The organism is Candidatus Poriferisodalis sp., from assembly GCF_965208895.1.
In the GTDB taxonomy this organism is placed as follows: Bacteria; Actinomycetota; Acidimicrobiia; order Acidimicrobiales; family Poriferisodalaceae; genus Poriferisodalis.
Window position 1 is genome coordinate 3920216 of the sequence record NZ_OZ242363.1, and the last position, 20304, is coordinate 3940519.

A 20304-nucleotide genomic window follows, 5' to 3' on the forward strand; every position below is an offset into this window, starting at 1 on the left:
ATGCCGGGGTGAGCCAACAGCGCTGGTGGGCGAACCCATGGGGTGATGAGCGGTTCGGCCGTGCGTGCGTCGTCGTCGCCGACGATGTCCCATTGGGCGCAGCCGATGGTGGCCAGATGCCCTGCGATGACGACAGCCCGTCGCTGCCGGAATGGCTGGCGGCGATCGCGCTCGCGGTGACGCAGGAACGCCTGGCTCGGGGGCGCTGGGTGAGCCGGGTTCGGGTAACCGACGATGTGACCGCCCGCGATGCGGTGGCGCAGCTGCGCGGCGACGGTCATGCGGCCGTGCTGGCGCCGCCCGACGAGGCGCATGGCGTTGGCTGGCTGAACCGCAACCGGGCGGTGCCCGTGGGGGAGAAGTCGGCCGTGTGCTTCCCGTGGGCAGACGCCGCGGCCCCGGCAGTCGTCGAGATCGATCCCGGCGGAGCATTTGGAGCCGGCACCCACCCGTCCACCCGGCTACTGGCCGAATGGCTGGCGGGGGAGCTGACTGGCGGCGAGCGGGTCCTCGATGTGGGGTGCGGCAGCGGGGTGCTGGCCCTGGTGGCTGCCCGACTGGGCGCAGCTGAGGCGGTGGGGATCGACATCGAGCCAGCGGCAGTATCGGCGGCGCAGGCCAACGCCCGGCGCAACGGCCTCGACGGAGTGGCCAGCTTCAGCACGGCCCTTGTCGGCAGCTCCGAGCTCGGCACATTCGACGTGGTGGTGGCCAACATCACTGCCGACGTGCTGATGCCGCTCGCCGGCGACATTGCGGCACGGGTCGCACCGGATGGACGGCTCGCCGTCAGCGGCATCTCCGCAGCGCAGACTTCGTCAGTCGCTGCCGCCTATCGCCCCCACGGCATCGAACTGGCCGACCCCGTTCGGCTCGACGACTGGGTGGCTGTAGCGAACAGACGATCGGACGACGCGACGGCATAAACTATGCTCTGCCGCATATGCAGGGGTGACAGTATGCGCACCATGATCGTTCTGACCGACAACCAGCACGCCCTCGCCAAGCGCAAGGCAGCCCAGCAAGGCATCTCCCTGTCGGAGTACATCCGCCGGCTCGTCGATCGAGATCTCGAAGAGGAAGACGCTCCCGCACAGAGCATCACAGCCCTCTTCGGGCTGATCGATGACGGCGGTTCGAACATCCGGGAGAACAAGCATCAGATGATCGGCGAGGCAATCGACAAGTACTACGCCGATAAGGGTTTGTGAGCCCAGGTGGCGACGTTCGTCGACACCAGCGTCTGGTACGCGGCGGTGAACAAGAGCGATGCCGACAGGGACATTGCTCGTTCGATCCTGAGCGAACATGAGTCATCGCTCGTCACCAGCGATCACGTGCTGGTCGAACTGTGGAACCTGGCGAACGTCAGGATTCACCATTTGGCAGCGAACCAAGCAGTGAGCGCGATCCACGCTTCGCGGACCCGAATCGAGTGCACCACCGACCACGATCTTCAAGCTGCCGAGTCGATCCGGCTCAAGTTTGAAGACCAGGGCTTCTCGTTGACCGACAGGACGAGTTGGGCGCTCATGGAACGACTCGGGATCTCCGAGGCGCTGTCTTTGGACGTTGACTTCCGGGTGTATCGCTACGGCCCCGAGCGGCGTCGAGCGTTCAGGGTGCTGCCATAGTTCGCCGTTCTCGCGGCACTAAGTCGGCAGGGCGACGGTGAGGATTCCTGCCCGCTAGGAGCCGGAGGCTGGGTAGTTGGCCCAGGCGGTGACACCTTGGTAGCCGCCGTCGACCGTGATCGTTTGGCCGGTCACGTAGCGGGATTCGTCGCAGGCGAGGAACGCGACCACATCGGCGATCTCTTCGGGCACGCCCCAGCGGCCCAGAGCGATGTGGCGCTCGAGGCCGTCGGCGAGGCCGGGGATCTCACGGCCGGCCTCCCACATCTCGGTGATGATCAGCCCCGGCGCCACGGCGTTCACCCGGATGCCGAAGCGCCCGTAGGTGGCTGCCTGCGAGCGGGTGAGCGAGTCGAGCGCAGCCTTCGTCGCCCCATAAGTAGGCAGCTCGCTCACGCCGACCGAACCGGCGATCGACGACATGTGGATCACCGAGCCGTGCCCGCGCTCGCCCATCTGACGTGCCAGCGCCCGGGTGGTCTCCAGCGGCGCCAGGTAGTTCAGCTGCAGCACCGCTTGGTCGCCGCCCGGTTCGCGCAGCTCTCCTCGTCCGGCGTTGTTCACCAAGATGTCCACCCCGCCGAGCGCCTCGACTGCAGCGGCGGCCAGTTCGGCTCCAGCACCCGCCGCGCTCAGGTCGCTCTCGAGCACCACCGGTTCATGGGGCAGTTCAGCCGCGATCCGGCCAAGATCGTCGGTGGTCCGTGCCGCCAGCGCAACCCGTGCACCGTCCCGGGCCAGCGCTCGAGCGCAGTGCTCGCCGATGCCCCGGCTGGCTCCGGTCACCAGCGCCGTTCGTCCGTTCAGCCGATCCGCCATGTCCCGAGACTCCTGTCGCACGCCCAGTCGCCCTCAGTTTGGGTCAGGAAGCTCTGCGCCTGCTCGCTGAGCCAGCGCGGAAGGGGAGCAAGCTCAAGAAAACCTGGACCGGCGACCCCTGCCGAGTGCGTAGCGTCGAGGTCGTGACCGCACCTGATATCAGCACGGCAGAATCCGGCGCTGCGGCAACCGGCGCAGCTGGCGGCGGCGGTTTGCTGCGCATCACCGGCGCTCACGTCCGCTTCGATCAGACCAAAGCACTCGACGGGGTCGACCTTGCCGTCGGGAATGGCGAGATGGTCGTATTACTCGGCCCGTCGGGATGCGGCAAGACCACGCTGCTGCGCGCAGCCGCGGGGCTGCAGCCGCTCGATGCTGGTCGGATCGAGCTCGACGGGCGTGACCTGACCGGCCGTCGCCCCGACCAGCGCGGCATCGGCCTGATGTTCCAGGACGAAGTGCTGTTCCCGCACTACGACGTCGAGGGCAACGTGGCGTTCGGCCTACGCATGGCCAAGGTGCCCTTCGCGGAACGGCGTCGGCGGGTGGCCGAAGTGCTCGAACTGGTCGGCTTGTCGGGATTCGAAGGTCGCGATGTCGCAACGCTGTCGGGTGGCGAGGCCCAGCGAGTGTCGCTGGCGCGGGCGCTCGCCCCTGAACCCAATGTGCTGCTGCTCGACGAGCCGTTCGGCTCATTGGACCGGTTGCTGCGAGAGCGGCTCATCGACGAGCTGCGCCCAGTGCTCGACCAGGTCGGTGTCACCGCCGTTCACGTCACCCATGACCATCACGAGGCGTTTGCTCTGGCGGACCGCATTGCGGTGATGGCATCAGGTCGGTTGCTGCGGATCGGGACCCCCGAAGAGGTCTGGACTGACCCTCGAACTGCTGAGGTGGCTCGATTCCTGGGTCACACCAACGTCTTCGACTTCGAAGTCCCTCCGGCATTGGCCAGGGCCGCTGGGCGCCCGAGCAGTTTCGTTCTGCGCGCTGATCGCATCGAGGTAGTGGCAACAGGCTTCGACAACACCGGCGTCTCGGGCGATGACCCGATCGCGCGGCTGCCCGCCACGGTCGTCCGGCGTCGCTTCCGCGGCGACCGCTACGAGCTGCGGGTAGAGGCCGACGTCGGCGGGGTCGCCACCACCTTGGACGCCATCACTCCCCACGGCCCAGCAGTCGGTGCTGGCGTCCAGTTGCACATCGGCCCAAGCGCCGTGCTCGCACTCGAGTCCTGACACGACGTCTGTCAGGCCGAAGATTTCGCCCCGACGAACGCGCCGTCCCGCCGAGCCAGCACCTCAGCTGATCCAGGGGCGCTAGATGCCGATGTCCTTGAGGTTGTAGTCCGCGATGGCCTCGCGGGCGGCGTCGTCCCAGACGAATTTGTGCTCGCGGCCCGCGTTGGGCTGGTAGACGAACGGCGTCTCGGCCTCGAAGCGCTTGGAGCGAGCGTCGATGGCCCAGCCGATCACACGCGACCGCTCGGCGATGTAGGCCTCGTCGTAGAGCGAGATCGGGTTGTGGACGCCGCCGCTGCGCACGCCGAACACCGAGCGGCGCCGGTGGAAGCCGAAGTTGAGGGTGACCCGGGGCCGTTCGGAGGTGTTAGCGAACGAGCCGTGAATGGCTTGGCGGCTCGTGATGGCTACGTCGCCGGGGTCGCACACGACCGGGACTGCGTCGGGGAGGCGGTCGGAGCCGGCGGCGAGGCACATGGCCTTGATGTCCACCTTTCCCTTGCGATGGGAGCCGGGCACCACCCACAGGCCGTTGGTGGCATCGCATCCGTACAGCTGAGCCATGAAGTTGAAGCCGTGGGTGCCCTCGTCGAGCTCGGGATGGTCCCAGTGCGTCCAGCCATCCTGGTGCCACGCCACCGATCCGCCCAATCCGGGCTGCTTGATCCACACGACCTCGTTGAACGGGGTGAAGTCGGGGCCGTTCAGTGCCTGCGCGACGCCGAGCAGACCGGGATGGCCGTACAGCCGCAGGCACGCCTCGGAGAACTGCAGCGAGCCGCTGATGACCTGCACGACCCATTCGGGCGCTTCGTCTGGCGCCGAGGGCTCGAACATCTTGAACGGATGGCGACCGTGGGCCACGTCGGTGCCGCCGTAGGGGTCGGTCAGCGGGCGGACGAAGCTGACGTTGCGACCCTGATGGCCGGCGCCGAGCACTGGGCGACCGTGACGGTCCGTGTCGGCATCGGGCGCAGTGGGGCAGCGGTCCAGCAGGTCGATGACGTCGGCCTCGATGTCGGCCAGCTCGTCGGGCCCGAGCACGCCGGTGAAGACATAGAAACCGCAGCGCGAGTACGCCTCGGCGATCTCGGGGTGCAAGTCGCCCTCGTCGGTGAACCGGATCGGGCCACGATTGCCGAGTTGCATCGCCCGCTCGGTGCCGGCCGCCCGGTAGGCGACCATCTCGTCCTCGACATCGCCGTAATTGACGATGGGCACCTCTGCCAGCCCGAGCGTTGCCGCGCCTGCACTCATGTCACACTCCCGTACCAGGCTCTGGGGCATGCCGAGGTGCCCCTGCCGTCCCTGTCATTCAACCACGGCGCGAGGCCCTCCTACCGGGCTCCGTCCTCTGCCCCGCGGGTGCCTTCGGCCGGTTCTGGCCTGCGCAGGTCCTTCTCGCGGCCATGTTCGGAGGGCTCCCAGTAGACGTTGGCGGCCACCTCGTCGGGCCGGTGCTGCTGTGGCACCCAGCCGCTCGGATCGTCGTGCGGGTACTGGTATCCCTCGCCGTGACCCAGCGATGCGGCGCCCTGGTAGTGGGCGTCGCGCAGGTGAATGGGCACCTCGCCCGCCCCGGCGGAACGGGCATCGGCCATAGCACGACCGATGGCAACGGTGACCCGGTTCGACTTTGGCGCTGTGGCCAAGCGCACCACGGCATGCGCCAGGTTGAGCTGAGCTTCGGGCAGGCCGACGTACTCGACGGCTCGGGCTGCGGCTTCGGCCACGAGCAGCGCAGTGCTGTCTGCCATGCCGATGTCCTCCGAGGCCAGGATGACCATGCGGCGGGCGATGAAGCGGGGGTCCTCACCGGCGTCGAGCATGCGGGCCAGCCAGTACAGCCCGGCGTCGGGGTCTGAGCCGCGCAGCGACTTGATGAACGCGCTGATCGTGTCGTAGTGGCCGTCGGCCCCGTAACGGACGGCCTTGGCGTCCACGGCGTGCTCGGCGTCAGCCAGAGTGACGTGCGGGTTCCCGGCTGATGCGTCGGGTGCTGCGCGGGCGGCACCGCTGATCTCGGGGGCTTCGAGGGCCTCTGCTTCCCCGCGACGCGAGGCGAGCGCCACCGCCACCTCGGTGCTGGTGAGAGCGTGGCGGCCGTCGCCGCCGCTGCGGGCAGCGATGTGGTCGACGGCGTCTACCTCGCCGGTCGCGCCCTCGGCGGCCAGAGCCCGGTCGATGAGCGTCCGCAGGGCAGCATCGTCGAGCGGCACCAGGCGGAACAGCGTCGAGCGTGACAGCAGCGGCGGGTTCACCTCGAAGTGGGGGTTCTCGGTGGTGGCGCCGATCAGCACGATCAGCCCGTCCTCGACTGCCGGCAGCAGCGCATCCTGCTGGGCCTTGTTGAAGCGGTGCACCTCGTCGAGGAACAAGATGGTGCCTCGGCCGTGCTCGCCGATGCGCAGCCGAGCCTCGGCTATCACTTCGCGTACGTCCTTCACGGTGGCGCTGACAGCCGACAGCTCGCAGAACTCCTTGGCAGTGCTCACGGCGACCACTCGGGCCAAGGTCGTCTTGCCGGTGCCAGGCGGTCCCCACAGGATCACCGACGACAGGCGATCAGCCTCGATCAGCTCTCGCAGCGGCCTGCCAGGGGCGAGCAGATGGCTCTGGCCCACGATCTCGTCGAGAGATCGGGGCCGCAGCCGTGCCGCCAACGGGGCCTGACGGGCCAGGCGGTCCCTGCCCGCCGCTTCGAACAGCCCCTCGCTCACACCCCGACGGTACGCGCTGGCTGCACGTCACCCATCACGGCCCCGCGAGGCGGGGGAGTCTGGCCTCGACCGATGCGAAGGTCACAGGTCTGGGTGATCCACCTCGTAGGAGCGGATCCGCTTGGCGAAGCTCAGGTCGTGCCCGGCGGGGTCGGTGATCGGGAACATGCGCTCACCCCAGGGTGCATCTCGCGGCGCCGCTCGGGGCGCCAGGCCTGCGTCGAGCGCCTGCTGGTAGAGCGCGTCCACGTCGCTGACGTGGAAGATCGCCCTGCCCCAACCGGTCTCGGCCTCGGCAGCGCTGGGCACCGCGATCAGGTTCACGAAGCACCCGTCGCTGCGCAAGGTGCTGAACGGCGCATCGTCACCGCCGTAGGTGGTTCGGAACCCCAGGGCCTCATAGAAGCGCACCGACGCCGCCATGACCGAAGTCCGCAACGTGATCGCATTGATCGACTCGACACCGGTCACGGCCACATTCTCGCCGCTCCGTGCCATGCCGCGCAGCCGCGAGTGCACCGGCGCGATGCGCCCGCTGGCGGGTCTTGCCGACTTCGCAGCAGGCGCGCCTTTCGGCACGGCTTCCTAGCATGAAGCAATGAGTGAGTACTCCCACGTGGATCTGCTTCCCACGGGCCCCGCGGATGTGACTTACCGGCACCTCACGTCGGATCACGTCTCCACTGTCTCTGCCGCGGGCCGGCGCTTCCTGCAGGTCGAACCGGAGGCGCTGCGGCTGCTCACCGCAGAGGCCATGCGCGACATCGCGCACCTGTTCCGAACAAACCATCTGGCCTCGTTCGCGGCGATTCTGGACGATTCCGAGGCATCGCCCAATGACCGCTTTGTGGCCCTCGAACTGCTCAAGAACGCCAACATCGCTGCAGGAGGCGTGCTGCCGAGCTGCCAGGACACTGGCACCGCGATCATCTGGGGCCACAAGGGCGAGCGGGTGCTCACCGGCACTGCTGAGAATCCCGATTTCGACGATGCCGAGGCCATCTCCCAAGGCGTCGCCGACACCTTCCTCACCTCGAACTTGCGCTATTCCCAGCTCGCCCCGCTCGACATGTTCACCGAGCGCAACACCGGCAACAACCTGCCTGCCCAGATCGAGATCTACGCATCGCCGGGCGACGAGTACGAGCTGGTCTTCATGGCTAAGGGGGGAGGCTCGGCCAACAAGAGCTTCCTGTTCCAGGAGACCAAGGCGCTGCTCAACCCCGAGAGCCTCATCGGGTTCCTCGACACCACCCTGCGCACGCTGGGCACATCTGCCTGCCCGCCGTACCACCTGGCGGTCGTCATCGGCGGCACCTCGGCCGAATTCGCCGTCAAGACCGCCAAGTACGCCTCGGCCAAGTACCTCGACACGCTTCCCACCGCGGGCAGCGAGGCCGGCCATGGCTTTCGGGACCTCGAATGGGAAGGACGAGTCCTCGAGCTCACCCGTGAGTTCGGCATCGGGGCGCAGTTCGGCGGCAAGTACTTCTGCCACGACGTGCGAGTCATCCGGCTGCCCCGCCACGGCGCCAGCTGCCCCGTAGCGATCGCTGTGTCCTGCTCGGCCGATCGCCAAGCGCTCGGGCGGATCACTGCAGACGGCATCTTCCTCGAGCAGCTCGAAACCGACCCCGCCCGGTTCCTGCCCGAGACCGATGAGCAGGAGCTGACCACCGGCGTCGTGCCGATCGACCTGAACCAGCCAATGGACGCGATCCGCAACCAGCTCACCCGCCATCCAGTCAAGACCCGGCTGTCGCTGACCGGAACGCTCGTGGTCGCCCGCGACATCGCCCACGCCAAGCTCAAAGAGCGCCTCGACGCCGGCAACGGCTTGCCCGACTACCTGCGCGAACGACCCGTCTATTACGCCGGCCCCGCCAAGACCCCCGAAGGTTACGCGTCGGGCTCGTTCGGCCCCACGACCGCAGGCCGCATGGATTCCTACGTCGAGCAGTTCCAGGCCGCCGGCGGCAGCCTCGTCATGCTCGCCAAGGGCAACCGCTCCCGTCAGGTGATCGAGGCATGCGCCCGCTACGGCGGCTTCTACCTGGGCTCCATCGGCGGCCCCGCGGCCCGGCTGGCGACGGACTCGATCCGCAAGGTCGAAGTGCTGGAATACCCCGAACTGGGCATGGAGGCCGTCTGGCAGATCGATGTCGAGGATTTCCCCGCGTTCATCATCGTCGACGACAAGGGCAACGACTTCTACAGCGAAGCCTCCACCCCTGTTCTTGTGCGAGCGGAAGGGCTCCGCCCCGGCTCGCGACACTCGAAAGCGGAACGGCTGCGCCCCCGCTCGCGACAATAGAAAGCGCAGGGCTTCGCCCTCGAGTTCTGCTCAGTCGCGCCAGAACAGGGCTACGTCGATCGGGTTGATGCCGCCGACGGCGAACCAGATCGAGGCTGCGATGCCGGCGGCGGCCAGTAAGACCATCGTGACGATCGTTGAGCGGGGCAGCTTGCCATCGTCATCGGACGGAAGCCGCTCGCGCACCTTGTGGAGCAGTCGATCCGCCCACGCCACATCCCGAGCCAGGATCGCCAAGCCGACCGCAACCACCAGCATTCCCGGCCCCGGCAGCGGCATCATGATGATGCCCAGCACGACCACACAGAGTCCCAGCGTCATCCGCGACAACCGAACGACCGAGTTGCGCCACGCCTTCTGCCTCGTCGGTTCGCGCTCGCCGGTCGCCAGCTCTGCTTCGATGGCAGCCTCGCGAAAGCGATCACCGCGAGACGCATCATCGGCCTCGGAGTCGGCAGCGGTCGGCGCAGCTTCGTTCATCAGTCTTCCCGCCAGGGTGCAAGGGCGGCAATAGTGTGGCGGTTCCCAAGCGCGGCGCAACATCGCCGCCGCGATCAGCGTCGCGCTCTGGGCGCATCAACGCTGCAACAAGGAGACATGACGATGCCGACCGTCGACAAGTCCACCCCGATCACCTGGACCGTGGGCGACGCCCGCCTCACCCGGATAGCAGAACTCGAGGTGCACTGGCCGTTCAGCGTACTGCTGCCCGGCGCCGAGGACGTCATCGACGACTACGACTGGCTGCGGCCCGACTTCGTCACCGACGACGGTCGCATGCGCCTGTCGATGCACGCGGTGGTCATCGAGTCGGACGGGCTGCGCATCATCGTCGACACCTGCGTCGGCAACGACAAATCGCGACCGGGAGCACCGCCGTTCGAGCAGCTCTCCACCCCGTTCATGGAAGACCTCGAAGCCGCCGGTTTCGCCCCAGAGACCATCGACTACGTCGTGTGCACCCACCTGCACGTCGATCACGTCGGCTGGAACACGCGCCTCGTCGACGGGCAGTGGGTGCCGACGTTCCCGAACGCCCGCTACCTGTTCGTCCAGGCCGAGTACGACTACTGGCGCGCCGAGCCGCAGGACTACGGGCCGGTCTTCGAAGACTCGGTGCAGCCGATCACCGACGCCGGACTCGCCGACCTCGTAAGCCCCGACCATCGCATCAACGACGAGGTCTGGTTCGAATCGACGCCCGGCCACACCCCGGGCCACGTCAGCGTCATCATCTCCTCAGCGGGGGAGCGGGCGGTCATCACCGGCGACATGATCCACCACCCGCTGCAGTTCGCCCGCCCCGACATGGCTTCCAGCGCCGATTACTCGGCCGACGGCACCTCTACGGCCACCCGTCTCGAAGCGTTCCCGCGCTGGTCCGACGGTCGGCTCGTCATCGGCACCCACTTCGCCGGCCGCACCGCCGGCCACATCGTCGCGACCGACCAGCCAAACAGCTGGATCTTCACTCCGTAGCGTCACGCGTCGCCATGGACCTCACCGACAGCTACCAATCAGCCGTGCCGGGTCCATTGCTCGCGCGTTTCGAATGGCGCGAAGTGCGCAACGCCGCGGCGATTGCCGAGGCCACCAACCGCGAGGAGTGGAACGACATCATGACGGTCCTCGACGAGTTCGAGCTGACTATCGAGGAGCTGATGCTGCCCGGCGGAAACAAGTCGGGACTGACGGGCCGCTTGGAAAGCGCCTTCAAGAATCGCGGCTGGCGCGAGTCTCGGCTTGACACCGAGATCACATTGACCACCCAGCGACGCCCCTACAGGCCGGCGGGAGAGACCCAGACACAACGCGAGACCTCCAGCGTCGCGAATCAGGGCTACTTGGTGGACGGCTTCAAGGGTCGGATCGCGCTGGATGTCGAATGGAACGCCAAGGACGGAAATCTGGACAGGGACATCGGCACCTACCGGGCCATGTATGAGGCGGGATTCCTCGATGCGGGCGTCATCATCACGAGGACACAAGAAGACTTGAGGGCGGCCGCTCTCGACTACGAGCCGACCACTACCAAGTTCGATACGACTACGACGACCAACTTGGACAAACTCGTTCCGAGACTGACACGCGGCGACGCCGGAGGCTGCCCAGTGCTCGCAGTTGCGATTTGCGCGAGGACCTTGAGCGACATCGTCTAGCCAACAGCCAGTGTGCGCAGCGATGCTTGCGCCCGGCGCAAAGCCTGACCGGGGGACTCAATCCGCGACGAGCAACGGCTCCTGATGGACGCCAGGCCGCTGGGCGTCATCCGGAACGCGGTAGCCGGCGTGCACGCGTCCCCGTGGTGTCGTATCCGCAGCGGCCTCATCACCCCAGGCGGTCCAGCCCGGTCGCGGGTAGCGAGCGAACATCTCGAGGTACGGACCGGGCGAGCACGCTTCGATGATGTCGTACTGCTCGTCCGGTTTGCGGGAGTGCTCCCGCTTGCGGGTCTCGATGATGTTGACCTGTCGTCTGGCTGGAGCGAGCGTGCGAAGCTTGCCTCGGACGCCGAACAGGATCGGCTCGGTTGTGTTCCGGAAGTAGAAGCCAACGCCTCGCCCGTCAGGTCCACCATCCTTGCGGCGCTTCGCCCACACCAGCATGGCCTTGTACGTGAAGCCCCACGCGTCAAGCGTCGCGAGCCCTTCCTGCAGCAGGGCATTCGGCACCCAGAGATAGCAGTGCGACTGCTCGGCCATCAGACTGCCGACGTCGAGCGCGGCGATGTCCTGCCACTCCATCGTGTCGTAGCGAGAGAGGCGTCGGTGCTCGGGTGCCACCTTGCCAGTCCGGTTCTGGAACCGCCAAGGTGGATCTGCGAGAACGGTCCCGAACGGTGTGCCTCCGAACGCTTCCAGCGCTAAGTCAAATGGCTCGGGGGCGGGAGCTGCGGAGTCCGGCACGGCGTCACCTGGGGAGACTATGGAGACTATGGAGAACAAGAGAGGCTGAGATTCAAGCGCCTCAACCTCGCTCATAGTCCTAGCAGCCGGGAGCGACGCGCTGCCGCACCATTTCAAGCGCCGCCGACGCAATGCGCTGGCAGGGCGCCCGTCTCGTGCCGCAACCGGCGACCGGGCACTTCTGGACACTTGTGCACGCCAATCGACGCGAAGCCAGAAGAGGTTGGGTGATGTTGGCTGGCCGATACTCGTCCGGGGCTCGAGCCGAAACGATGTTGCGACACGGATGTCGGGCTAGCCGCGGGGCTCGCGGGGCAGCCGCAGGATCCGCTCGCCGATGATGTTTCGCAGGATCTGCGTCGTGCCGCCCATGATCGTGTAGGCGGGCGCGTAGGTCACATTGCGCGACACCCGGTTCGCCAGCATCGTGTCGGCACCGGCCACGTCGCCCACGAAACGGGAGACCTCCTGCTCGAACTCGGTGCACCACGTCTTGGTCACCGCTGAGTACTGCGGGAACGGCGTCTGGCGCAGCACATTGCGCAGCACCATGTCCCGGCCGATCCGGTAACCGGTCTCGATGCGAGCCATCCGCTGGCGAACGAGCGGATCCGAGATGTCGGCTCGGTCCTTCATGTCCAGATACAGCCGCTGGTTCGACGCCAGCCGGTCGATGCCGCCCCGCTCGTGCTCGAGCTGGCGCATCGTCTGGGAGAAGCTGTTGTTGAGCTCGCCCACCAGATTCTCGACCGGCACCTCCACATCGTCGAAGTACACCTCGTTGAAGTGCGCATCGCCGGACGCATCCCGGATCGGTCGAACCTCGATGCCCGGGGTGTCCATCGGCACGATCAGCTCGCTCATGCCCTTGTGCGGCGGCGCATCGGGATCGGTCCGGCAGATCAGGTAGCACCAATTCGCTGTGGCGGCGCCGCTCGTCCAGATCTTCTGGCCGTTCACGATGAACCGGTCGCCGTCGCGCACAGCCGTCGTGCCGATGGCCGCGACATCGGAGCCGGCGTCGGGCTCGGACATGCCGATGCACCAGCGCGACCGGCCCGCACGCATCTCGGGCAGAAACCGGGCCTGCTGTTCTGCGGTGCCGTAGGCCAGCAGCACCGGGCCGATCTGACGATCGGGAAAGAACGAGCTGGCCATCGGCGCACCGCCCAGCAGAAGCTGCTCGGTGACCACGAACCGCTCGACCTCAGGCCGACCGTCGCCGCCGGCCTCGACGGGCCAGCACATCCCGATCCAGCCGCGCGCACCCAGCCGCAGCGTGAATTCTTCGGAGTAGCCGACCAGCCAGCTGTCATCGATGGTGAACAGGTCGGACGTGGCGTCGTGCACCCACGCAGCAGCTTCGTCGGCCAGATCTGTCAGCTCTCGGGGCCAGCAGTAATCCATCGCCGAGACCCTACGGCGCGCCGCTGACAGCGAGCGTCGGCTACAGGTCGGTCCGGTACAAGTAGCGGATGTCCCAGTAGCCGTACAGCGTCGGCGTGACGTTGCCGAACACGTTGCGCACAGCGCCCAAACGCTCCGAGAGCGTCGTGTAGATCAGCGGCACGTGCTCCGCGGCGATCGCCTGTGCCTCGCGGTAGAGCTGTACCCGCTTGTCGTGGTCGAACTCTGTGCTTGCCTCGATGTAGAGCCGGTCGATCTCGGATTCCCAATTGGTTACCGGATCGTCCTGGAAGGGGTACCACAAGTGCAGCGACTCTGAGCTGTGCCACAGCCCGATGCCGCTGTAGGGATCAGGACCACCGGTGAAACCGATGACCATCGCCTCCCAGTCGTAGGTGGTCGTGAGCCGCGACACCAGGTCGCCGAAATCGACCACCTCATAGGTGACATCGAGACCCGCGGCGACCATCCCGTCCCGGATGATCTCGGTGACTGCCTGACGCACGGTGTTGCCTTCGTTGGTCACCAGCGTGAACGAGATCGGATTGCCCAGTCCGTCCTCGCGGATGCCGTCTCCGTCGGTGTCGACCCACCCCAGGTCATCGAGAAGATCGTTCGCCCGGTCGATGTCGTACGGGTAGCGGGGCACCTCGGGGTTGTGGAAGTCGCCGGCGGCCGGGCTCACCGACGACCACTGCGGGTAGCCCAGACCGTGCTGGACGACATCGATCATCGCCGCCTTGTCCAGCGTGTGAGCCACCGCCTGACGGAAGTTCACGTTGCGGAACCAGTACAGCTTGGTCGGGTCCACGAACGGCTCGCCGGCGTCGCTCGAGCCTCGGTTCTGGTTGAAGGTCAGGAACGTGGTGCCAAAGCCGGGGCCGCGCCGGTGCAGCGCGAAGTTCTCCTCGCCTTGCAGCGGCTCCAGCAGAGCGTACTCCTCGCCCAGCACACCGTGGAAGTCGCTCGTTCCGTCACGGAACAAAGTCAGCTCATCTTCCAGGTCCGGCACGACGACGTGCACCACCTGGTCGAGGTACGGCAGCCGCTGACCGTCGTCGTCGGTCTTCCAATAGCTCGGGTTGCGTTCGAAGATCACCCGCTCGCCGGGCGTGTACTCACCGATGGTGAACGGTCCGGTCCCGATGATCTCGGTTGGGTCGGTGTCGATGTTCCAGAACTCAGTGAAGGTGCCTGCGTTGATGGGCCCCTCCAAGATGTGCTTGGGATAGATGGCGGTGCCCATCGAGCGCAGGAACGGTGCGAACGGCTGGGGCAGCACGAACTCGACTGAGTGGTCGTCGAGCGCCGCCACAGTCATGTTCGACACCTCCCACTCCTCGTCGTCGTTGAGGTAGCGGAATTCGAAGGTGGCACGGCTCGACGCGTTGAAGTCGTCGTTGTAGACGACGTGGTTGAACGTGAAGTCGACATCGTGGGCGGTGAACGGCGTGCCGTCGTGCCACAGCACATCGTCACGCAGGTTGAACACCCAGCGAAGGCCATCGTCGGAGCGTTCCCACGACTCGGCGAGCAACGGCTCGATCTCGTCATCGAGCCACGAGGTCTCGGTGAGGCCCTCGAACAGGTAGCCCAAGACGTTCGACGACCCGGCGTCGTTGGACAGTGCCAGATTGAGGCTCAGCGGCTCGGAGATCGTCGCCAGCGTGAGTGCCCCACCGTGGGTGCCGATCTCGTAGGAGAACTCCTCGGCATTGCTGCGTAGCTCGGCGACGATGCCGCCCGCCGCCGCCGGCTCGTTTGTCGAGCAAGCCGAGAGGATCAACAGGACGCTTACCGCGGCTGCAATGGTTGATCGAAATCTCACAGTGCCTCCTGGTTGCACGGTCTATGAAGCGCGCTGGTCGGTCTCGGCCGTGCGCATCCCGAGGACAACTAGATCAAAAGATTTGCTCGCAGCATGTCGAGCGCCGCGGGGTCGAGGCCGTGGCCGAGGAGGTATCCCTCGACACCGGTTGCCGTGCTGGCCTTGGAAAGGCGCCCAAAACGATGGTCGAGCTCTGTCAGCACAGCGGCCATCACCCCGCGCGGCGCGCTGAGGATGGCCCGCACGTCGTCGATGGCGATGCCGAGCCTTGCGAATTCCGGCGTCAGCTCTTTGATGCGCTGATGCGACCGGAGCTCGTTCGACAGGCAGTAGTCGTCCAGCACGGTCTCGCGGTCGACGCCGAGTGCTTCGAGCAGCAGCGCTGACGCGATGCCGCTGCGGTCCTTGCCAGCGGTGCAGTGGAACAGCATCGGCAGGTGGTCGACGTCGGCCGCGATCGCCACCAGCTGAGCGAACCGTTCGCCGTAGGTGCCGATCATCTTCAGGTAGAGCTCGGCCATGTCGTCTTCGCTCACCGACCGCAGCCGGCCCTCGAATATCTGGTCCACCATGCTGATGTCGCCGTCGACAGTGTCGCCCACCGGCAGCGAGATGTGCGAGGTCACGCCAGGCCAGAGCCGCGAGCGGTCCCGCTCGACCTCGGGCCCGGCCCGGAAGTCCACTACGGTCCGGATGCCGCGGCTGCCGAGTTCGTCGAGATCGTCGGTGGTCAGCGTGCTCAACCGGTCCGAGCGATACAGCGCCCCCGTCCGCACGTGACGTCCGCCCGCTGCGGGGTAGCCGCCCAAGTCGCGGCAATTCCGCGCACCTTCCAGCACAACCACGGCATCTCGACGCACGGGCTCGCAGGCTACCGATCTAGTCTCGACCAAGGCTGATAGCGCAGTCGACCGCATCTTTGCCCAGATGGCTGCGAGGCGAGCGTCCCCCGGCTGGCTTGCATTGCGTTGGCGCGTGTCGCGGGTGCCTACTCCGCTGGGGCCGACCCAAGCCAGCAAACGGATTTGGTCAACCTGCAGCGCTACACGAACGTCTCGACTTGTTGTGAGCAGACGTAATCGCACACACGAGATTCATCAGCCAAGAGATCCCGTTCAGGCAGCGCTAGCCGGAGCCGATCTACGATGTCGGTGTCGTTCTCTCGCTCGAGCAAGAGACGCCGATAGCGCGAATCGACATGGTGTGGCACAGCAAGATAGCGGATCGGTTCGGGTCCTGTGCCCATCATCTTGCTCCAATGAGCGGGTTTCGCCTCGGTCATCTTGTTATGCCACTCGTCGCTCTTGGCACAAGTCGCCTGTCCAATCAACTGGACGCCTCCCGGGCGAACGTCCAAGGGCCAGAAATTGCTGATGAGATCAGTGCCGTCGTCGATGGCCCTCTGCCGGTAGGACGCGTTTGCGACATTGACCGAGAGGCCAACGTGACGCGCAGCTTGTTGGACCCTGGACGGGTAGTCATTCGCACCGTTGTTCAGCAGCGCCGTCCTGATGCCGAATGACTCAAAACAGGCCTCGACGATCTGCTCAAAAAGCGCCGACAGTTCGACGCCTGTGATCCTCGCCTTCGTTGCATGCGCGACGGATAACGTGAGCAACGAGTCATACGGGCAGTGAGTCTGCTTCTCGCCGCGGGCGATGATGCTGCGAGACGGCGGGCCCACAATGTACGGATATCCGTCTTGGAGTATCTCTCGGCGCTCGTAGAATTCCGCAACGGCATTGTTCACTACGTCGGCCGAGGCATCAACAGATTCCGAGAGATCTGGATCAGTGTCAGGTGCATCCCTGTCCGTGGTTCCGTGATCGAAGTCGCTGCTGATCTGGTCACGCAGCAATCCTGTGTACTCCGAGTCACGCACAAAATCGGCGACTTCTTCGACGGAAAACGTGTGTCCGGCCCAAGCCAGCAGTTCCAAGTAATCACATAAGGCACCGGGACGTGCGTACCTGCCATACCATTCGATGTTGAAGTTGATCACAGTTTAGATCGAGCTTGATCGATGAGCGCAGTAATCGATTGTACCTCGACCGCCACCCGATTGGCGAGCCTGCTGACTTCGGACAGGTCGTCACTGCTCGAATCCTGCGCAAAGTCGATACGGGCCCGTTCGAGGTCTCGGCATATGGAGCGCAGGCGCTCGGGCAAGGTGCGCCGTAGGAGCATTGCCTGCGCAGAAGCGAAATCGTTCGTCGCTCGCAGCACTTCTCGGGCATCATCACTTGCAAGCACACGGCCGTAATCTGTCACCCAGCGGGAATCATAGACTAATGCTCTGCTATTGCCGTTGGCTGGCGTGAAATCGCGAATGACTTCGCTGAGCCGGTCCGCACTCAACCGAGTCAACTCGTCTTGAGTTTCACTAGGCGTACGAGGATTGCCGAATCCGATGTAAGATTTGATTTCGGCGCTGTTCATTGCGCGCAGCCAAACTCCGAAGCGGTGATGCTGCAGGTGGCTGACCGAGAGTTTCAGTTCCTCGGCGGCGTGCCGGACTATTGATATCGCAATGAAAGAGTTACGAACTCCGGTGGCATTCGAGCCGATCCTGCGTCCAATGTTGCGGAACGTATTGACTGGATCAACGCGGGCCTCGTCGTCTACCATCTGGCGCAAGAAACGGGCGCGCGCTTCCGCGCTCCAAGTCTTCATTCCGCCAATGTGACGATGTGCCAAATAGCTCTCGACGTCGCGTCGATCAACAGCAATGAGGCAAGGGATCAGCTGGAGACGATTTAGCTGCTCTTGCTGCGGCACAAGATCGACAATCGGGCTGTCAGGGTAGTAGCCGTGGAGGCACAGCAGCGCAGCTAATCGCCGGTTTCCTTCGATGACCGTGTACCGATTCACTGAGTGCTCTGATGCGATGACGATCAGACGTTCCGCTTCGAAGAAGCCGTTGTCCAGGAACGAGTACCCCAGTTCGTGGAGCACGCCGTGGTCGATGAGGTACTCGATCATTGCCTCCCGATCGCCCGTGATCTCCTCGGGCAAGCGTGGGTTGAAGACGTCAAGGTCGAGCAATTCGATGGGGATATTGTCGGGCTTCATTGCACGGGTGTGCTTTCGCGGCCGTATTGCAGAGGATTTGAGCGGCTCATCGTGGCTTCGGTCCCATGCCGGCCCCAGGATGGTCGGGATGATCGCCTACGAGTGGTGAGTACTTGGGCGGCAGCCTCCTAGGCAACGGAGGGAGCTGACAGGCCGTCGCAGCTCGAGGCAATTGGAGTCGCAGCATGTTCGTCGGCACCGCGCCATCAAGATGGCGCGCGAGGGCTCTGCCCATGATCTCTGCCAAGAGCGGTGGTGTCGCATTGCCGACTTGGCGTACTTGTGCATATGTGTTGCCTTCGATTGCCCAGTCACTCGGTAGTGATTGCAGACGCTTCATTTCCCAGACCGACAGGGGTCGATTTGCCCAGTGAAATGGACCATTGGCGGGGCCGATAGTGCTGGCGATCGTCGGTGACGGCTGCTGCGGATGCAATTTACGCAAGAAGGATGAGTATCGCGTCCGGTACCCGAAGATACTGCAGCCGCCGCCTCGGCTCGTATGCCACTGATAGTTCTCGCCGGGCGGAATGGTCGGCAGGAGGTCGGCCCATTTCCCGCGAGCTTGCGGCCTGCGATCGTTCGCAGGCGCGTCATGAAGTGCATCCCAAGCGGTCCGGCGCTCGTCGGATGCACTCGGCCATGTAAACGGACCTACGCGGGAGATGACAATGATCGCCCGATGGCGATTTTGTGGTACGCCATAATCCGCAGCGTTCAGAATGCGGAAGTCAAGTTCGTAGTGCGCGTCGCAATAGCGGCCCAACTCTCTCGTGAGGACACGCAGCTTCGTGAGTTGTGATGTCGGCCCTCGAACGAAACCGGGAACGTTCTCGAGCAGCAGAACGCGAGGCTGCAGGCGACGAGCGAGTTGGAAGAAATGGTCGAGGCACGTCGAACGGGCATCGGCAGTGCCGAGCCGGGCGGTCGCGGTCCACTGGGCGGCTTTGCTGAACGGTTGGCACGGCGGCGCTCCTGCCAGCAGGTCGAGTCCACCGGGTCCGACGCCGACATCGTGCGGCTGCAGTTCGGAGGCGGCGACTGCGATGTCGCCGTTGCCCACGAGCGGCCACAGATCGCCCCGGTTGGCCTTGAGCGTCAGTTTCGCCTCGTGATCGGTCTCGAGGCAGCCCACCGAGCAGAACCCGGCAGACTCCAAACCCAAGTCCATGCCACCGAGACCGGTGAACGCCGAGAAGACACTCAGTCGCTGATCAGGCTCGCGTCTCGTCGTCACGCAGCACACCTCAAGCTTCAGCTTCGGGGGCGGCAACAGCCCGCTGATGTGGTGGCGAGCGTATCGCGCCAGCCGCGACGTGTTCCTCGGCGCGGCGCACTGGGGGCTACCGTCGCCGTCTATGCGTGCAGTAGTCATCCCTGAATACGGCGGCGTCGAAGTGCTTGAGGTGCGCGACGTTCCCGACCCAGCCCCCGGACCCGAGGAGGTGCTCGTGAAAGTGGCCTGCTCGGCCATGAATCGAGCCGACCTGCTTCAGCGGATGGGTCTCTATCCCGCGCCCGGACCGAAGCCGGAGTTCGAGATCCCGGGCATGGAGTTCGCCGGCACGATCGCGACGCTGGGCGAACGAGTCACTGGCTGGTCGGTCGGCGACGAGGTCATGGGCATCGTGTCGGGCGGGGCGAAGGCCGAGCGCGTCGTGACCCATGAACGCATGCTCCAGCGCGTCCCTTCGGGCGTGGTCTTGCGGGACGCAGCCGCCATTCCGGAAGTCTTCATGACCGCCCACGATGCGCTCGTCACCCAGGGCGGGCTGACATCGGGCGGCACCGCGCTGGTGCACGCCGGCGCGTCGGGCGTCGGCACCGCCGCCATCCAGATCGCCAAGGCGCTCGGCGCCCGCATCGCCGTGACCTGCTCCACGTCCAAAGTGGCTGCATGCACTGACCTCGGGGCCGACTTGGTCATCGACTACACGCAGACCGACTTTGCCGAGGCGATCAAGGAGTGGACCTCCCGTCAGGGCGTCGACGTGGTGCTCGATGTGATCGGCGGCGACTACCTGGCCCGAAACATTGCGTCTGTTCGTGTCCAGGGCCGCATCATTCAGGTCGGCGTCATGGGTGCGCCCTCCGCCACGTTTCCGTTAGGCGCCTTGCTGCCGAAACGGGCGGCACTCATCGGCACCGTGCTGCGCTCGCGGCCCATCGAGCAGAAGATCGATGCCAACCAGCGGTTCTGCGCCGAGCTGCTGCCGCGCTTCGACGACGGCTCGCTGCGGCCGGTCATCGACTCCCGATTCGCCCTTGGCGACATCGCCGGGGCACACGAATACATGGCCACCAACGCGAACGTCGGAAAGATCCTGCTCGACGTCAGCTAGCGCCGGCGGCTAGTCCGCCGT

20 protein-coding genes are annotated in these 20304 nt (G+C 65.6%); 8 read left to right on the forward strand and 12 right to left on the reverse strand.

The genetic code is table 11. The features are described 5' to 3' along the window. Window positions 1–8 precede the first annotated feature (8 nt). Genes ACOGJB_RS17645 through ACOGJB_RS17655 form a run of 3 tightly spaced genes read left to right on the forward strand, consistent with a single transcriptional unit; the run spans window position 9 to window position 1634 of the window. Complete coding sequence (locus tag ACOGJB_RS17645) at window positions 9–926, forward strand: 50S ribosomal protein L11 methyltransferase (protein ID WP_419838391.1); 918 nt, start codon at window positions 9–11, stop codon at window positions 924–926. 42 nt (window positions 927–968) lie between these two features. Continuing rightward, window positions 969–1211: a hypothetical protein gene (locus ACOGJB_RS17650; protein WP_419838392.1), complete on the forward strand. Its 243-nt coding sequence runs from the start codon at window positions 969–971 to the stop codon at window positions 1209–1211. A gap of 6 nt (window positions 1212–1217) precedes the next feature. Continuing rightward, window positions 1218–1634 carry a type II toxin-antitoxin system VapC family toxin gene (locus ACOGJB_RS17655; protein ID WP_419838393.1) on the forward strand — a complete coding sequence of 139 codons (417 nt, stop codon included), beginning with the start codon at window positions 1218–1220 and terminating at the stop codon, window positions 1632–1634. A 54-nt stretch (window positions 1635–1688) separates the two neighbouring features. Here ACOGJB_RS17655 and ACOGJB_RS17660 read toward each other — a convergent pair whose 3' ends face one another. Beyond that, window positions 1689–2453: an SDR family NAD(P)-dependent oxidoreductase gene (locus tag ACOGJB_RS17660; protein WP_419838394.1), complete on the reverse strand. Its 765-nt coding sequence runs from the start codon at window positions 2451–2453 to the stop codon at window positions 1689–1691. A gap of 143 nt (window positions 2454–2596) precedes the next feature. On the opposite strand from ACOGJB_RS17660, the gene ACOGJB_RS17665 reads away from it, so the two are divergent. Beyond that, on the forward strand, window positions 2597–3691 hold the full coding sequence (locus tag ACOGJB_RS17665; protein ID WP_419838395.1) for an ABC transporter ATP-binding protein: 1095 nt from the start codon (window positions 2597–2599) through the stop codon (window positions 3689–3691). A gap of 81 nt (window positions 3692–3772) precedes the next feature. On the opposite strand, the gene ACOGJB_RS17670 is transcribed toward ACOGJB_RS17665, so the two are convergent. The 3 genes from ACOGJB_RS17670 to ACOGJB_RS17680 form a co-directional block, all read right to left on the reverse strand. Continuing rightward, on the reverse strand, window positions 3773–4951 hold the full coding sequence (locus tag ACOGJB_RS17670) for a phytanoyl-CoA dioxygenase family protein (RefSeq protein WP_419838396.1): 1179 nt from the start codon (window positions 4949–4951) through the stop codon (window positions 3773–3775). 80 nt (window positions 4952–5031) lie between these two features. After that, window positions 5032–6414, reverse strand: a complete 1383-nt coding sequence (locus ACOGJB_RS17675) for a replication-associated recombination protein A (protein ID WP_419838397.1) — start codon at window positions 6412–6414, stop codon at window positions 5032–5034. 81 nt (window positions 6415–6495) lie between these two features. Continuing rightward, window positions 6496–6912, reverse strand: a complete 417-nt coding sequence (locus tag ACOGJB_RS17680; protein WP_419838398.1) for a VOC family protein — start codon at window positions 6910–6912, stop codon at window positions 6496–6498. A gap of 100 nt (window positions 6913–7012) precedes the next feature. Between ACOGJB_RS17680 and ACOGJB_RS17685 the strand changes: the two genes are divergently transcribed. Continuing rightward, a complete protein-coding gene (locus ACOGJB_RS17685; protein WP_419838399.1) occupies window positions 7013–8728 on the forward strand; it encodes a fumarate hydratase in 1716 nt (571 codons plus the stop codon). 30 nt (window positions 8729–8758) lie between these two features. On the opposite strand, the gene ACOGJB_RS17690 is transcribed toward ACOGJB_RS17685, so the two are convergent. After that, window positions 8759–9208 (reverse strand): PGPGW domain-containing protein, encoded by a 450-nt coding sequence (locus ACOGJB_RS17690; protein WP_419838400.1) that lies wholly within the window; start codon window positions 9206–9208, stop codon window positions 8759–8761. A 117-nt stretch (window positions 9209–9325) separates the two neighbouring features. Between ACOGJB_RS17690 and ACOGJB_RS17695 the strand changes: the two genes are divergently transcribed. Both ACOGJB_RS17695 and ACOGJB_RS17700 read left to right on the forward strand, forming a co-directional pair. Next, on the forward strand, window positions 9326–10207 hold the full coding sequence (locus ACOGJB_RS17695; protein ID WP_419838401.1) for an MBL fold metallo-hydrolase: 882 nt from the start codon (window positions 9326–9328) through the stop codon (window positions 10205–10207). A 44-nt stretch (window positions 10208–10251) separates the two neighbouring features. Continuing rightward, the gene (locus ACOGJB_RS17700; RefSeq protein WP_419838402.1) at window positions 10252–10887 is read left to right on the forward strand and encodes a BglII/BstYI family type II restriction endonuclease; all 636 of its coding nucleotides are present in this window, start codon (window positions 10252–10254) and stop codon (window positions 10885–10887) included. Between the two features lie 57 nt (window positions 10888–10944). Here ACOGJB_RS17700 and ACOGJB_RS17705 read toward each other — a convergent pair whose 3' ends face one another. The 7 genes from ACOGJB_RS17705 to ACOGJB_RS17735 all read right to left on the reverse strand — a co-directional run bounded on the left by ACOGJB_RS17705 (window position 10945) and on the right by ACOGJB_RS17735 (window position 19178). Next, window positions 10945–11634, reverse strand: a complete 690-nt coding sequence (locus ACOGJB_RS17705; RefSeq protein WP_419838403.1) for an MT-A70 family methyltransferase — start codon at window positions 11632–11634, stop codon at window positions 10945–10947. Between the two features lie 294 nt (window positions 11635–11928). Beyond that, window positions 11929–13041 carry an acyl-CoA dehydrogenase family protein gene (locus tag ACOGJB_RS17710; protein WP_419838404.1) on the reverse strand — a complete coding sequence of 371 codons (1113 nt, stop codon included), beginning with the start codon at window positions 13039–13041 and terminating at the stop codon, window positions 11929–11931. 40 nt (window positions 13042–13081) lie between these two features. Continuing rightward, window positions 13082–14869, reverse strand: coding sequence for an ABC transporter substrate-binding protein (locus tag ACOGJB_RS17715; protein ID WP_419838405.1), 1788 nt, complete (start codon window positions 14867–14869; stop codon window positions 13082–13084). A gap of 68 nt (window positions 14870–14937) precedes the next feature. Next, complete coding sequence (locus ACOGJB_RS17720; protein WP_419838406.1) at window positions 14938–15729, reverse strand: tyrosine-protein phosphatase; 792 nt, start codon at window positions 15727–15729, stop codon at window positions 14938–14940. A gap of 182 nt (window positions 15730–15911) precedes the next feature. Continuing rightward, window positions 15912–16871: a hypothetical protein gene (locus tag ACOGJB_RS17725; protein WP_419838407.1), complete on the reverse strand. Its 960-nt coding sequence runs from the start codon at window positions 16869–16871 to the stop codon at window positions 15912–15914. Beyond that, complete coding sequence (locus tag ACOGJB_RS17730) at window positions 16868–17941, reverse strand: hypothetical protein (RefSeq protein ID WP_419838408.1); 1074 nt, start codon at window positions 17939–17941, stop codon at window positions 16868–16870. Before ACOGJB_RS17730 ends, ACOGJB_RS17725 begins: the two co-directional genes overlap by 4 nt. Window positions 17942–17987: 46 nt before the next feature. Further along, entirely contained in the window at window positions 17988–19178 is a 1191-nt protein-coding gene (locus tag ACOGJB_RS17735) for a DNA cytosine methyltransferase (RefSeq protein ID WP_419838409.1), read from the reverse strand. 121 nt (window positions 19179–19299) lie between these two features. Between ACOGJB_RS17735 and ACOGJB_RS17740 the strand changes: the two genes are divergently transcribed. Then, a complete protein-coding gene (locus ACOGJB_RS17740; RefSeq protein ID WP_419838410.1) occupies window positions 19300–20283 on the forward strand; it encodes an NAD(P)H-quinone oxidoreductase in 984 nt (327 codons plus the stop codon). Window positions 20284–20304 lie beyond the last annotated feature (21 nt).

Bases quoted from the DNA above. Each gene is read 5' to 3' on its own strand.
- ACOGJB_RS17670 (WP_419838396.1), bottom strand. From the start codon at position 4,951: ATGAGTGCAGGCGCGGCAACGCTCGGGCTGGCAGAGGTGCCCATCGTC.
- ACOGJB_RS17680 (WP_419838398.1), bottom strand. From the start codon at position 6,912: ATGGCACGGAGCGGCGAGAATGTGGCCGTGACCGGTGTCGAGTCGATC.
- ACOGJB_RS17650 (WP_419838392.1), top strand. From the start codon at position 969: ATGATCGTTCTGACCGACAACCAGCACGCCCTCGCCAAGCGCAAGGCA.
- ACOGJB_RS17660 (WP_419838394.1), bottom strand. From the start codon at position 2,453: ATGGCGGATCGGCTGAACGGACGAACGGCGCTGGTGACCGGAGCCAGC.
- ACOGJB_RS17710 (WP_419838404.1), bottom strand. From the start codon at position 13,041: ATGGATTACTGCTGGCCCCGAGAGCTGACAGATCTGGCCGACGAAGCT.
- ACOGJB_RS17740 (WP_419838410.1), top strand. From the start codon at position 19,300: ATGCGTGCAGTAGTCATCCCTGAATACGGCGGCGTCGAAGTGCTTGAG.
- ACOGJB_RS17690 (WP_419838400.1), bottom strand. From the start codon at position 9,208: ATGAACGAAGCTGCGCCGACCGCTGCCGACTCCGAGGCCGATGATGCG.
- ACOGJB_RS17685 (WP_419838399.1), top strand. From the start codon at position 7,013: ATGAGTGAGTACTCCCACGTGGATCTGCTTCCCACGGGCCCCGCGGAT.
- ACOGJB_RS17695 (WP_419838401.1), top strand. From the start codon at position 9,326: ATGACGATGCCGACCGTCGACAAGTCCACCCCGATCACCTGGACCGTG.
- ACOGJB_RS17730 (WP_419838408.1), bottom strand. From the start codon at position 17,941: ATGAAGCCCGACAATATCCCCATCGAATTGCTCGACCTTGACGTCTTC.